Source organism: Salmonella sp. SG203, assembly GCF_013350575.1.
Lineage (GTDB): Bacteria > Pseudomonadota > Gammaproteobacteria > Enterobacterales > Enterobacteriaceae > Salmonella > Salmonella enterica.
In genome coordinates this window covers 35,935-48,790 of sequence record NZ_SNMT01000018.1, presented here as the reverse complement: position 1 = coordinate 48,790, position 12,856 = coordinate 35,935, and the positions used below count along the sequence as shown (strand labels likewise).

General features: G+C 45.4%; 15 protein-coding genes. 10 read left to right on the top strand and 5 right to left on the bottom strand.

The annotated features are described in order from the left end of the window. Positions 1–333: 333 nt before the first annotated feature. Positions 334–1,263, bottom strand: a complete 930-nt coding sequence (gene hilD / locus HV477_RS20705) for a transcriptional regulator HilD (protein ID WP_000432695.1) — start codon at positions 1,261–1,263, stop codon at positions 334–336. A 315-nt stretch (positions 1,264–1,578) separates the two neighbouring features. On the opposite strand from hilD, the gene prgH reads away from it, so the two are divergent. The 10 genes from prgH (at position 1,579) to avrA (ending at position 9,200) form a co-directional block, all read left to right on the top strand. Then, a complete protein-coding gene (gene prgH, locus HV477_RS20700) occupies positions 1,579–2,757 on the top strand; it encodes a type III secretion system inner membrane ring protein PrgH (RefSeq protein WP_079899028.1) in 1,179 nt (392 codons plus the stop codon). Between the two features lie 24 nt (positions 2,758–2,781). Further along, positions 2,782–3,024 (top strand): type III secretion system needle filament protein PrgI, encoded by a 243-nt coding sequence (gene prgI / locus HV477_RS20695; RefSeq protein WP_000235228.1) that lies wholly within the window; start codon positions 2,782–2,784, stop codon positions 3,022–3,024. An 18-nt stretch (positions 3,025–3,042) separates the two neighbouring features. After that, positions 3,043–3,348 carry a type III secretion system inner rod protein PrgJ gene (gene prgJ, locus HV477_RS20690; RefSeq protein WP_000020431.1) on the top strand — a complete coding sequence of 102 codons (306 nt, stop codon included), beginning with the start codon at positions 3,043–3,045 and terminating at the stop codon, positions 3,346–3,348. Then, positions 3,345–4,103 (top strand): type III secretion system inner membrane ring lipoprotein PrgK, encoded by a 759-nt coding sequence (gene prgK, locus HV477_RS20685; RefSeq protein ID WP_000621238.1) that lies wholly within the window; start codon positions 3,345–3,347, stop codon positions 4,101–4,103. The genes prgJ and prgK overlap by 4 nt, the downstream gene beginning before the upstream one ends. After that, the gene (gene orgA / locus HV477_RS20680) at positions 4,075–4,674 is read left to right on the top strand and encodes an oxygen-regulated invasion protein OrgA (protein WP_001574876.1); all 600 of its coding nucleotides are present in this window, start codon (positions 4,075–4,077) and stop codon (positions 4,672–4,674) included. Before prgK ends, orgA begins: the two co-directional genes overlap by 29 nt. Beyond that, positions 4,631–5,311 (top strand): type III secretion system linker protein OrgB, encoded by a 681-nt coding sequence (gene orgB / locus HV477_RS20675; protein ID WP_000916654.1) that lies wholly within the window; start codon positions 4,631–4,633, stop codon positions 5,309–5,311. The genes orgA and orgB overlap by 44 nt, the downstream gene beginning before the upstream one ends. Further along, entirely contained in the window at positions 5,308–5,760 is a 453-nt protein-coding gene (locus HV477_RS20670; protein ID WP_000612179.1) for a type III secretion system effector protein OrgC, read from the top strand. Before orgB ends, HV477_RS20670 begins: the two co-directional genes overlap by 4 nt. A gap of 344 nt (positions 5,761–6,104) precedes the next feature. After that, on the top strand, positions 6,105–6,992 hold the full coding sequence (hilC, locus tag HV477_RS20665; RefSeq protein ID WP_000243998.1) for an invasion transcriptional regulator HilC: 888 nt from the start codon (positions 6,105–6,107) through the stop codon (positions 6,990–6,992). Between the two features lie 383 nt (positions 6,993–7,375). Next, entirely contained in the window at positions 7,376–8,131 is a 756-nt protein-coding gene (gene sprB / locus HV477_RS20660) for a transcriptional regulator SprB (protein ID WP_001246656.1), read from the top strand. A gap of 160 nt (positions 8,132–8,291) precedes the next feature. After that, positions 8,292–9,200: a type III secretion system YopJ family effector AvrA gene (gene avrA / locus HV477_RS20655; protein ID WP_077905364.1), complete on the top strand. Its 909-nt coding sequence runs from the start codon at positions 8,292–8,294 to the stop codon at positions 9,198–9,200. 98 nt (positions 9,201–9,298) lie between these two features. Here the strand turns inward: avrA and sitD are convergent, their stop codons facing one another. Genes sitD through sitA form a run of 4 tightly spaced genes read right to left on the bottom strand, consistent with a single transcriptional unit; the run spans position 9,299 to position 12,730 of the window. Beyond that, on the bottom strand, positions 9,299–10,147 hold the full coding sequence (gene sitD / locus HV477_RS20650; RefSeq protein ID WP_000480209.1) for an iron/manganese ABC transporter permease subunit SitD: 849 nt from the start codon (positions 10,145–10,147) through the stop codon (positions 9,299–9,301). Beyond that, on the bottom strand, positions 10,138–10,998 hold the full coding sequence (sitC, locus tag HV477_RS20645) for an iron/manganese ABC transporter permease subunit SitC (protein ID WP_001104336.1): 861 nt from the start codon (positions 10,996–10,998) through the stop codon (positions 10,138–10,140). Before sitC ends, sitD begins: the two co-directional genes overlap by 10 nt. Beyond that, the gene (gene sitB / locus HV477_RS20640) at positions 10,995–11,816 is read right to left on the bottom strand and encodes an iron/manganese ABC transporter ATP-binding protein SitB (RefSeq protein ID WP_000083164.1); all 822 of its coding nucleotides are present in this window, start codon (positions 11,814–11,816) and stop codon (positions 10,995–10,997) included. Before sitB ends, sitC begins: the two co-directional genes overlap by 4 nt. Further along, positions 11,813–12,730: an iron/manganese ABC transporter substrate-binding protein SitA gene (sitA, locus tag HV477_RS20635; protein ID WP_000182930.1), complete on the bottom strand. Its 918-nt coding sequence runs from the start codon at positions 12,728–12,730 to the stop codon at positions 11,813–11,815. Before sitA ends, sitB begins: the two co-directional genes overlap by 4 nt. Between the last annotated feature and the right edge of the window lie 126 nt (positions 12,731–12,856).

The following is a 12,856-nucleotide window of genomic DNA, read 5'->3' as shown; positions in this document are numbered from 1 at the left end:
GGAACGGATGATGTATAAATATGAATAAAATGCCGGCCTTAATCCACAGGGTTAAAGCCGGAAGGAGATAGTGTCATCTGGACGAATTCTTACGCTGTGAATAAGGCAATATCGTTTTACCAGTCATCATAGCGATGACAAGTTCACAAAAATCGTGTCATATAATCAGCCTTACTTTAAATTACCAGAGATATCAGTATAAGCTGTCTTCCGGACAGAACAATGATATTGAATAGCCTCCCATCCTGATAGAGCGTGTTAATGCGCAGTCTGAATTTTAAATTATTACAATTTTAATAAAAATCTTTACTTAAGTGACAGATACAAAAAATGTTAATGGTTCGCCATTTTTATGAATGTCGATGGCGTAGTTTTAAAATATTTTTTGAAACATTGAATGAAGTAGGACGTGCTATCATAACCACATTTTAATGCTACAGCATTAACATTATGGTTGCCTATGCGTAAAAGTTTTGCTGCCTGATTCATTCTTGCCGATAAGTAGATGTCGCTAAAGCTGGTACCTTCTTCTGCAAGTTTCCGTTTGAGCGTTGACGTACTCATAAATATATGATCGGCAACATCCGTAAGCTTCCACTGTCTACTGGGTGACGAAGATATAATGTTGTAAACGCGCTCCTTTAACGTTATCTGAGCCGAGCTAAGGATGATCTCATAACTCTCCGGGAGTCGGAGAAAAGCAGTAAGCAGGAACAGCAGAAAATAAGGAATTAACTCTTCATTTTCAATACAACTTTTGTTGTTACAGTTACTGCAACCTTTGCTTGTATCCTTCGTACAGGAGAACGCCGTTTTCAGATGTTCAAATACCTCTCTTCTGGCAGGAAAGTCAGGCGTATAGAAGATTTTCTGCGCTTTCTCTGTGGGTACCGCCATTTTGGTTTGCTGCTCGTTTGGGATAAGTGCATAGAGAGCGCCAAGTCGTTGCGTCGGTATCTCGAGTATATCGAAATCCATGTGGCCATTGACCTCTTCAAGCGTCACGTTAACTACCTGCTCTTTTTTGAGCACCAACATCCCAGGTTCGTCACAGTAAATCGTATCGTGATTATTGCTAATCGTCAGTTTACCGCTCCGAAAGCAAACTAAAGTGAAACTGCTTACATAAAGATTTTTGATGGTAACCTGCTGAGTCTGACTTTTAATTTGCTGCTGGGTATTTGTCAAAAGTGATTTTAATTTCTGTAAGTTATCTGCGGCAGGACGCTGATGACTATTACTTACAAAGGTTACATTTTCCATATTATCCCTTTGTTGATGTTATTTTAATGTTCCTTACTGGTATCCTACTGAAAAAATCTGAGTTGTAAATGCTCTTTATTAGCGTGTGTTGGCAATGGTCTGATTGTTACACCAAAAGAACCCAAATTTGGGTAATTTATCTACAGTAGTTTAAGCCCCAATGGGGATGATGGTTCTTTTAATATGTGTTGAGACGCATTATACAGAATAAATTGATTTTATTTCTCACTTTTCATTCTATTTTCATCAGGAATCCCTGTGTCCTGTGCGGTAATCTGCTGCTATCGAGAACGACAGACATCGCTAACAGTATATATGGAAACATCAAAAGAGAAGACGATAACAAGCCCTGGGCCATACATAGTTCGATTACTTAACAGCTCACTGAACGGCTGTGAGTTTCCATTGCTGACAGGCCGAACACTCTTTGTGGTAGGTCAGAGTGATGCGCTCACTGCTTCAGGCCAACTCCCTGATATACCTGCCGATAGCTTTTTTATCCCGCTGGACCATGGCGGAGTAAATTTTGAAATCCAGGTGGATACGGATACGACCGAAATTATACTCCATGAGCTGAAAGAAGGAAATTCTGAATCTCGTTCGGTGCAATTAAATACGCCAATACAGGTCGGTGAATTGCTTATCCTGATTCGCCCGGAAAGCGAGCCGTGGGTGCCCGAGCAGCCTGAGAAGTTAGAAACGTCTGCAAAAAAGAACGAGCCGCGTTTTAAAAACGGAATTGTAGCAGCACTGGCCGGGTTTTTTATATTGGGAATTGGGACGGTGGGGACGTTATGGATACTTAACTCGCCGCAGCGGCAGGCCGCAGAGCTCGATTCGTTATTGGGGCAGGAGAAGGAGCGCTTTCAGGTGTTGCCAGGATGGGACAAAATGCTCTATGTCGCTGCGCAAAATGAAAGAGATACGCTGTGGGCTCGTCAGGTTTTAGCGAGGGGCGATTATGATAAAAATGCACGAGTGATTAACGAAAACGAAGAAAATAAGCGTATCTCTACCTGGCTGGATACCTATTATCCGCAGCTGGCTTATTATCGGCTTCATTTCGATGAGCCGCGTAAACCCGTTTTCTGGCTAAGCCGCCAGCGAAACACGATGAGCAAGAAAGAGCTCGAGGTGTTAAGTCAAAAGCTGAGAGCGCTAATGCCTTACGCGGATTCGGTTAACATCACGTTGATGGACGATGTTACCGCAGCAGGCCAGGCGGAAGCGGGGCTAAAACAGCAGGCGTTACCTTATTCCCGCAGGAATCATAAGGGGGGCGTAACGTTTGTTATTCAGGGGGCGCTCGATGATGTAGAAATACTCAGAGCCCGTCAATTTGTCGATAGCTATTACCGCACATGGGGAGGACGCTATGTGCAGTTTGCGATCGAATTAAAAGATGACTGGCTCAAGGGGCGCTCATTTCAGTACGGGGCGGAAGGTTATATCAAAATGAGCCCAGGCCATTGGTATTTCCCAAGCCCACTTTAATTTAACGTAAATAAGGAAGTCATTATGGCAACACCTTGGTCAGGCTATCTGGATGACGTCTCAGCAAAATTTGATACGGGCGTTGATAATCTACAAACGCAGGTAACAGAGGCGCTGGATAAATTAGCAGCAAAACCCTCCGATCCGGCGCTACTGGCGGCGTATCAGAGTAAGCTCTCGGAATATAACTTGTACCGTAACGCGCAATCGAACACGGTAAAAGTCTTTAAGGATATTGATGCTGCCATTATTCAGAACTTCCGTTAATCAGTTATAAGGTGGATTATGTCGATTGCAACTATTGTCCCTGAGAATGCCGTTATAGGGCAGGCGGTCAATATCAGGTCTATGGAAACGGACATTGTCTCGCTGGATGACCGGCTACTCCAGGCTTTTTCTGGTTCGGCGATTGCCACGGCTGTGGATAAACAGACGATTACCAACAGGATTGAGGACCCTAATCTGGTGACGGATCCTAAAGAGCTGGCTATTTCGCAAGAGATGATTTCAGATTATAACCTGTATGTTTCTATGGTCAGTACCCTTACTCGTAAAGGAGTCGGGGCTGTTGAAACGCTATTACGCTCATGATTCGTCGATATCTATATACTTTTCTGCTGGTAATGACCCTTGCCGGCTGTAAGGATAAGGATCTTTTAAAAGGACTGGACCAGGAACAGGCTAATGAGGTCATTGCCGTTCTGCAAATGCACAATATAGAGGCGAATAAAATTGATAGCGGAAAATTGGGCTATAGCATTACCGTTGCTGAGCCTGATTTTACCGCTGCGGTGTACTGGATTAAAACTTATCAGCTTCCTCCCCGGCCACGGGTGGAAATAGCGCAGATGTTCCCGGCGGATTCGCTGGTATCGTCTCCGCGAGCTGAAAAGGCCAGGTTATATTCGGCTATTGAACAGCGACTGGAACAGTCATTACAGACGATGGAGGGCGTGCTCTCCGCCAGGGTCCATATTAGTTATGATATTGATGCTGGTGAAAATGGCCGCCCGCCAAAACCTGTTCATCTGTCGGCATTAGCCGTATATGAACGAGGTTCGCCGCTTGCGCATCAGATCAGCGATATCAAGCGTTTCTTAAAGAATAGTTTTGCCGATGTGGATTATGACAACATTTCTGTTGTGTTGTCAGAACGTTCTGATGCCCAATTACAGGCTCCCGGCACACCAGTAAAACGTAATTCTTTTGCAACCAGTTGGATTGTGTTGATTATTTTGTTATCCGTGATGTCAGCAGGCTTTGGCGTCTGGTATTACAAAAACCATTATGCCCGCAATAAGAAAGGCATAACGGCTGATGATAAGGCGAAATCGTCAAATGAATAGGCAGCCATTACCCATTATCTGGCAAAGAATCATTTTTGATCCGTTATCGTATATCCATCCTCAGCGGTTGCAGATAGCGCCGGAAATGATTGTCAGACCCGCCGCCAGGGCGGCGGCAAATGAGTTAATACTGGCGGCATGGCGGCTTAAGAACGGAGAAAAGGAGTGTATTCAAAACTCACTGACGCAGCTGTGGCTGCGTCAGTGGCGCCGACTGCCGCAAGTAGCGTATTTACTCGGTTGCCATAAACTGAGAGCCGATCTGGCAAGGCAGGGAGCCTTGCTTGGCCTGCCGGATTGGGCGCAAGCATTTTTGGCAATGCATCAGGGAACAAGTTTATCTGTCTGCAATAAGGCGCCGAATCACCGGTTTTTACTTAGCGTCGGGTATGCACAGTTAAATGCCCTAAATGAATTTTTACCTGAATCTTTAGCACAGCGTTTTCCTTTGCTTTTTCCTCCATTTATTGAGGAGGCATTGAAGCAGGATGCTGTAGAAATGTCAATTTTGCTACTGGCCTTACAATATGCTCAAAAATATCCCAATACCGTCCCCGCTTTCGCCTGTTGAGGGGATACTGATAAAGCGTAAAACGCTGGAACGTTATTTCTCTATTGAAAGATTAGAACAGCAGGCGCATCAACGGGCTAAGCGTATTTTGCGAGAGGCGGAAGAAGAGGCAAAGACCTTGCGGATGTACGCCTATCAGGAAGGTTACGAGCAGGGAATGATAGACGCGTTACAGCAGGTCGCCGCTTATCTTACTGATAATCAGACAATGGCCTGGAAGTGGATGGAAAAAATACAGATTTATGCCCGCGAGTTATTTTCAGCTGCGGTCGACCATCCCGAAACGCTTTTAACCGTCCTGGATGAGTGGCTAAGGGATTTCGATAAGCCTGAGGGGCAACTTTTTTTAACACTGCCAGTTAATGCGAAAAAAGATCACCAAAAACTGATGGTGTTGCTTATGGAGAACTGGCCAGGCACTTTTAATCTTAAATATCATCAGGAACAGCGCTTTATCATGAGTTGCGGCGATCAGATCGCAGAATTTTCACCTGAACAATTTGTTGAAACGGCAGTAGGCGTCATTAAGCATCATCTTGATGAACTTCCACAAGACTGCCGGACAATTTCTGATAACGCCATTAACGCACTTATTGATGAATGGAAGACAAAAACGCAAGCGGAGGTTATAAGGTGATACCAGGTACGATTCCGACTTCTTATTTGGTCCCGACAGCAGATACTGAAGCGACGGGTGTGGTTTCGTTGAGTGCCAGGGCCGCTATGCTGAATAATGTGGATAGCGCGCCTTTAAGCAATGGCGGCGACGTTGATCTTTATGATGCATTCTACCAACGACTTTTGGCGCTTCCTGAGTCAGCCTCTTCTGAAACGCTTAAAGATAGCATTTATCAAGAGATGAATGCCTTCAAAGATCCTAACAGTGGTGATTCGGCTTTTGTTTCTTTTGAGCAGCAAACGGCTATGCTACAAAACATGTTAGCAAAAGTTGAACCGGGCACCCATTTATATGAGGCTTTAAACGGGGTATTAGTTGGTACAATGAACGCACAGTCACAAATGACCTCCTGGATGCAGGAGATTATTTTATCGGGCGGGGAAAACAAAGAGGCAATTGACTGGTGAACCCCCATTGCTGGCGATTTGTGATAAGGTATGGTGTATATATCAGCAAATAATGCAGAAAATGCACCATGCCAGTGTGTCTATCTTATTGATGTATATGGATTATTAAGATGTCTGCCAGCCGTTTTATTCTGAAATGATTATATTAATATTGTAAGCTTTCATTACAAAATTGTGCATAAAGTTTGTAAGGGTATCTTTTTGTGACGAAATGAACGCGCGTTGGAATGTAATTATTGGCTATAATAATAAAAAAATCGGATTTAAATCATCTCTGTGAGTTTTAATTATTTGTTTATAAGAATATAACGATTTTGAGTTCCTTATAGCACACAGGATAAAATATGGTATTGCCTTCAATGAATAAATCAGTTGAGGCCATTAGCAATAATCACCTTCAACAGCCGAACAAATTTCCATTAATAAATGGATTAGCTGACGTAAGAGACTATTATGTCGCAAACTGCTTATTGTTTAAACTTAATAAAGGCAGTTTGCGAATTGAAAACGAATTTGGGGAGTTCATCGAACAATCTGCGCCGTGTTTATTTTTATTGGAAAAAGATCAAACAATCACGCTTAGTATGAGCGAAATAGAAGGGCATATTGATTTTTCTTCACTGGAAGTTTCCTATGACTTAATGCAAAAATTCTACAAAGTTTTTTACAGTACAAGAAACTATAATGATCGAGAGCTATCATTAAAAACGAAACCAAAGTATTTTTTTCATGCGGACTTGTTGCCAGGGATGAGTGATACTTTTGACTCTATTTTGCATGGTGTGGCATGTCCACGGGTTTGTAGTAATGTGAGTATTGATGATCATGATTATTCATATTTCTCATTGATGTATCTTATATCGGCATTTGTACGTAAGCCCGGTGGGTTTGATTTCCTTGAGCGAGCAATAAAAATTACGACAAAAGAGAAAGTTTATAACATTATTATCAGCGATCTCACCCGCAAATGGTCACAGGCTGAGGTGGCAGGAAAGCTGTTTATGAGCGTATCAAGTCTGAAGCGAAAACTGGCCGCTGAAGAGGTGAGTTTTAGCAAAATATACCTGGATGCTCGTATGAATCAGGCTATAAAATTATTACGTATGGGGGCTGGAAATATTTCACAAGTCGCGACGATGTGTGGCTATGATACGCCTTCTTATTTTATCGCTATTTTTAAACGGCATTTTAAGATTACACCGCTTAGCTTTATGCGTACAATGAACCATTGATTTGTGAAATTATTTTAAACGTTACTATCTGTTTGCGTTACAGATACCAAATATTTTTTTAATCGTAGTGTATATTTCAGTATCGCTACACCAGTGATATGTAGTTAATGAAAGGGAATCGAAAGCGTTCATTGTCAGACATACATGGCCACCAGGCGCCGGGCAATCGTTGTACTCTAAGAGATTACAGTAAAGTAAAACAGCAAATTTAATCATTATCAGATTTGTAAAAGGAATTCATTTCGGTAACGACATTGCGCATGTAATAACGTATCTGGTCTTATTACCTTTGTAGTAAGAAGGCGTTATCTACTTGCGCAGTAGTCGCCAGGAAGAAAAATCATTACCGAAGCTGTGGTCAGTTTTCAAAAAAGGATAAGTAAATGAGAAATGTAATTATATACGGTATTAACTGGACTAATTGTTATGCCCTTCAGTCTATTTTTAAGCAAAAATATCCGGAAAAGTGCGTTAAAACGTGTAACTCATTAACTGCACTTTTGCATTCTCTATCCGATATGCCGGATGCCGGGCTGATTTTAGCTTTGAACCCGCATGAGCATGTTTATCTTTTTCATGCGTTGCTGACGCGGTTGCAGAACCGTAAAGTTTTGGTAGTGGCAGATCGCTTGTATTATATCGATCGCTGTGTGCTGCAATATTTTGGCGTTATGGATTATGTTTTAAAAGACGAACTATCCTGCGCTATCCGCTCGGATCGAGAGAAGCTCCGTCTTCCGGAAGCCTGGCTGCGTTTCTGCCACAGGCCACAAAAGAAAACCGTGGCTGCTACGTATGCTTTTAATGCCGGCGAGACGCCGGAAGAGGTATTGTTTAATATCAATCAATACGCCTGGTGGAATCTACCTCCCGGTGTCACGCAGGCGAAATATGCGCTGCTGATATTATTATCCTCCGGACATCCGGCAATTGAACTGGCGAAAAAATTTGGTCTGGGAACAAAAACCGTCAGTATTTATCGTAAGAAGGTTATGTATCGTTTGGGGATGGACTCTTCACCGCTATCGCTGTTCCGGGGACTGAAACTAGACGCGCATTTACAGCGCACTGCTTTTGCACATAACCCTGCTGTACCTGACGATAATTGCGCGTTACCGATTGCGGTAGGAATGAATTAAAATATTTTTTATCATTTATGACCATGTGTTGAGCTTTTATTATAAAAAAGATTTTTTGAGTAGTAATTCTTATATATAATCATCCGGAGGTGGTTGGTAGCCTGGCTCAATCATTGAGGCATATTTTTGCAGGCAATATATTGAATCTGAAAAGTTAAAGATGATATTTTCGGTGCAGGAGCTATCATGTGGAGGGAAAAGTATGCTAAGTCCTACGACTCGTAATATGGGGGCGAGTTTATCGCCTCAGCCTGACGTCAGCGGGGAGCTAAACACCGAAGCATTGACCTGTATTGTTGAGCGTCTGGAAAGTGAAATTATAGATGGCAGCTGGATTCATATCAGTTACGAGGAAACCGATCTCGAAATGATGCCTTTTCTTGTTGCACAGGCCAATAAGAAGTATCCAGAGTTAAATCTTAAATTTGTTATGTCAGTCCATGAGCTTGTTTCCTCTATAAAGGAGACCAGAATGGAAGGCGTTGAATCTGCCCGATTTCTCGTAAATATGGGAAGTTCAGGTATCCATATTTCAGTCGTCGATTTTAGAGTTATGGACGGAAAGACATCGGTGATTTTGTTCGAACCAGCAGCGTGTAGCGCTTTTGGACCTGCTTTACTGGCGTTGAGGACCAAAGCAGCTCTTGAACGTGAACAACTGCCTGATTGTTATTTTGCTATGGTCGAGCTGGACATTCAACGAAGCTCTTCTGAATGCGGTATTTTTAGCCTGGCGCTCGCCAAAAAACTTCAGCTTGAATTTATGAACTTAGTAAAAATTCATGAAGATAATATTTGTGAACGTCTGTGTGGTGAAGAACCTTTTCTCCCGTCCGATAAAGCAGACCGCTATCTGCCGGTGAGTTTTTACAAACATACTCAAGGCGTACAACGATTAAATGAATATGTGGAGGCCAATCCGGCGGCGGGAAGCAGTATAGTAAACAAAAAGAATGAAACGCTTTATGAGCGATTCGATAACAATGCCGTTATGCTAAACGATAAAAAACTCTCTATATCCGCTCATAAAAAAAGGATAGCTGAATATAAGTCTTTACTTAAACCGTAATGAAATTATAAGGTTGCCTGCCAGAGGAAATCCTTCCAGCGCCATAAGACTACTCTATATTATGACCGTATGTTTCCTGAATAGCAGGCAAAAAAGTGTTAACCTTGCGCCTCTGGTACTATTTCATTACGCCTGTCGCGCCATGTTGCGTAAATAAATACCGCAATAAATACGATGGCAAATAATACCACGATGGTCGGCGCTGGCGCGCTATCAAGATAAAAAGACAGATAGACGCCCGCAAAAGCGGTAATAACTGACAGACTCACCGCTAATCCCAGCGCGCGCGCAAAGCGTCGCGTCAGCAAAATGGCAATTGCGCCGGGGGCGATAAGCAGTGAGATCGACAGAATAATGCCCACCGATTTCAGCGTGGCGACGATAGTCAGCGCAATCATACATAGCAGGCCATAATGCAGTAGCGTGGTATTCAGCCCGCTGGCTTTCGCCTGGTGCGGGTCAAAAGCGTGTAGCAGGAGATCTTTCCATTTCAGCCCAATGATTAACGCAATACCCAGTGCAATAACTGACGTTTGTACGATATCCCCCAGCGATACGCCCAGCATATCCCCAAACAGGATGTGATCCAGATGCACTTCCGATTGAATAGAAACATAGAGCACCAGACCTGCGCCAAACATCCCGGAAAAGACGATGCCCATCACCGTATCACGTTTGATGCGGCTGTTATCGTCCAGATAGCCGGTGGCGATAGCGCAAAATAATCCGGCAATGAAAGCGCCAATCGCTAGGGGGATCCCCACAATATATGCCAGCACGACCCCGGGGAATACCGCATGACTCATTGCGTCGCCCATTAACGCCCAGCCTTTTAACACTAAAAACACGGACAGCAAGGCGCAGGGAATCGCCACAATGACCGAAACCATAAGGGCGTTCACCATAAAATCAAACTGAAAGGGTTCCAGTAACGTTGTTAAGAACATGTCGGCTCCTTCTGCAGGCGGGCGCGTCGACGGTTGGCTAACAGACCGTGTTTCGGGGCGAAAATAAAGGCCGTGATGAACAGTAAGGTTTGCATGACGACAATAATTCCGCCAGTGGCGCCATCCAGCCAGTAGCTAAGCCATGCGCCCAGAAAACTGGTCAGGCTGCCAATCACGACGGCAATCATGAGCAGACGTGGAAAACGGTCGGTGAGTAACCAGGCCGTCGCGCCCGGCGTGACGACGAGACAGATCACCAGGAACGCCCCAACGGTTTGCAGGGCCGCCACGGTAGAGACGGACAATAGAGTGAAAAACAACAGCTTTAGTCGACCCGGATTAAGCCCGATAGAACGCGCATGGGTCTCATCGAAAAAGACGACCATCAGATCTTTCCACTTTAACAGCAGAATCGTCAGCGAGACTGCGCCGATAATCGCCAGTTGCGCAATATCCGCTGGCGCGATCGCCAGCACGTTGCCGAGAATAATCGTCTGGATATTCACCGACATCGGATTGAGCGACACCATAAAAAGGCCGACGCCAAAAAAAGAGGAGAAGATAAGCCCGATAATCGCGTCTTCTTTCAGGCGTGAGCGTTGGTTAAGAAAGAGCATACTGCCTGCCGCCAGTCCGCCGGAAAGAAACGCGCCGAGCGAGAAGGGCAGCCCTAACATCCAGGCGCCAGCGACGCCAGGCACAATAGAGTGAGATAGCGCATCGCCAATGAGCGACCAGCCTTTGAGCATCAAATAGCAGGAGAGAAACGCGCACAAACCGCCCACCATCGCGGAGACCCACATCGCGTTGAGCATATACTGGTAGCCAAACGGCTCAACAAGCCAGTTCATGACGATTTTCCTCCGCTGGCCACGCGCCGGGAAATAAAGGGGCGCTCGTCATCGGTGATGATGTGCTCTTCACCTCCGCTTAGCGCGATATGACGTAGAACGCCGCTAAACGCCTGTTCCAGATTCGCGGCGGTAAACGTGGTTTCGGTAGGGCCGCTGGCCAGTACGGTTCCTTTAATCATTACCGTATAGTCGCAAAACTCGGTGACGGAGCCGAGATTATGCGTTGAGACCAGCATCGTGCGGCCTTCATCGCGCAGTTCCCGCAGTAGATCGATGATTCGCGCTTCGGTTTTTACATCCACGCCGGTAAAAGGTTCATCCAGCAGGATTACCTGTCCATCCTGAGCGATGGCCCTGGCAAGAAACACACGTTTTTTCTGCCCGCCGGACAGCTCGCCAATCTGCCTGTGACGATATTCCTGCATATCCACCCGCGCCAGCGCGGCGTCAACACAGGCGTGATCATGCGCAGTGGGACGGCGTAGCCAGCCCATATGGCCGTAGCGTCCCATCATCACCACATCTTCTACCAACACCGGAAATGACCAGTCCACTTCTTCCGATTGCGGAACATAAGCAATGAGGTTTTTTTTCAGCGCCTGGTTGACTGACTGTTGCAGGATAGTGATATCGCCCCGCGCAAGATGCACAAAGCCCATTAACGCTTTAAATAACGTAGACTTACCGGAACCATTTACGCCTACCAGCGCGGCGATTGAACCGCCTGGCACCTGAAAAGTGGCGTCCCGTAGGGCGGTATGACCGTTGCGATACGTCACCGTGACTTGATCAACGGTAATCGCAGATTGACTCATTGTTGACTCCTCAGTCCGTCGTTAATGCCGTTGACGATGGTTTCGGTCGTGACGCGCAGCAGATCCAGATAGGTTGGCACAGGGCCGTCAGCGGCGCTCAGAGAATCGACATACAGTACGCCGCCATAATGCGCGCCGGATTCACGCGCGACCTGACGGGCCGGTTTATCGGAAACCGTACTCTCGCTAAAGATGGCGGGAATATGGTGCTTTTTAATGGTATCAATCACTTTACGCACCTGTTTTGGCGTCCCCTGTTGATCGGCGTTAATTGGCCAGAGATAAAGCTCTTTCATGTCGTTATCGCGCGCCAGGTAAGAGAACGCGCCTTCACTGGTGACCAGCCAGCGCTGATCGGCGGGAATTTTTTCCAGTTCGGCACGCAACGGATCGGCCATCTGGCGAATTTTCGCTTTATAGCGTTCGGCATTTTGCTTATAGATCTGCGCATTATCCGGATCGTACTTCACCAGGGCGTCGCGAATGTTATCGACATAAATCAGCGCGTTTTCTGCCGACATCCAGGCGTGCGGGTTCGGTTTACCGTTATACGGGCCTTCGGTAATGCCCATCGGTTTGACACCGGTGGAGACGACGACTTCCGGCACGCCGGAAAGGTGCTGATAAAAGCGGGCGAACCATCGCTCCAGGTTCAGACCATTCGCGAGGATAAGCTGTGCCCCCTGCGCTCGTTTAATATCGCCGGGCGTTGGCTGATACTCATGGATTTCAGCGCCGGGCTTGGTAATTGAGCTGACTTCCGCTGCGTCGCCCGCCACGTTTTTCGCCATGTCGGCAATAACGGTAAACGTGGTGATGACTTTAAATTTCTCTTTTGCATAGGCTGGCGATAGCGCGAGTATCGCAACAATACCGGCAATCAGGAGTGTTTTCAGACGATGTAGATTCGTCATAGTATCCCTCGCAACAATGTGGTTAATTAATCATCGAATATAGCCTTTGCTATGTTATATAGCACAAGGCATGAATAAATGAAAATAATTCTTATTTGCGAAATGGCGACGATATGCAGTGATAGT

Bases quoted from the DNA above. Each gene is read 5' to 3' on its own strand.
- hilD (WP_000432695.1), bottom strand. From the start codon at position 1,263: ATGGAAAATGTAACCTTTGTAAGTAATAGTCATCAGCGTCCTGCCGCA.
- prgH (WP_079899028.1), top strand. From the start codon at position 1,579: ATGGAAACATCAAAAGAGAAGACGATAACAAGCCCTGGGCCATACATA.
- prgI (WP_000235228.1), top strand. From the start codon at position 2,782: ATGGCAACACCTTGGTCAGGCTATCTGGATGACGTCTCAGCAAAATTT.
- prgJ (WP_000020431.1), top strand. From the start codon at position 3,043: ATGTCGATTGCAACTATTGTCCCTGAGAATGCCGTTATAGGGCAGGCG.
- prgK (WP_000621238.1), top strand. From the start codon at position 3,345: ATGATTCGTCGATATCTATATACTTTTCTGCTGGTAATGACCCTTGCC.
- orgA (WP_001574876.1), top strand. From the start codon at position 4,075: ATGATAAGGCGAAATCGTCAAATGAATAGGCAGCCATTACCCATTATC.
- orgB (WP_000916654.1), top strand. From the start codon at position 4,631: ATGCTCAAAAATATCCCAATACCGTCCCCGCTTTCGCCTGTTGAGGGG.
- hilC (WP_000243998.1), top strand. From the start codon at position 6,105: ATGGTATTGCCTTCAATGAATAAATCAGTTGAGGCCATTAGCAATAAT.
- sprB (WP_001246656.1), top strand. From the start codon at position 7,376: ATGAGAAATGTAATTATATACGGTATTAACTGGACTAATTGTTATGCC.
- avrA (WP_077905364.1), top strand. From the start codon at position 8,292: ATGATATTTTCGGTGCAGGAGCTATCATGTGGAGGGAAAAGTATGCTA.
- sitD (WP_000480209.1), bottom strand. From the start codon at position 10,147: ATGTTCTTAACAACGTTACTGGAACCCTTTCAGTTTGATTTTATGGTG.
- sitC (WP_001104336.1), bottom strand. From the start codon at position 10,998: ATGAACTGGCTTGTTGAGCCGTTTGGCTACCAGTATATGCTCAACGCG.
- sitB (WP_000083164.1), bottom strand. From the start codon at position 11,816: ATGAGTCAATCTGCGATTACCGTTGATCAAGTCACGGTGACGTATCGC.
- sitA (WP_000182930.1), bottom strand. From the start codon at position 12,730: ATGACGAATCTACATCGTCTGAAAACACTCCTGATTGCCGGTATTGTT.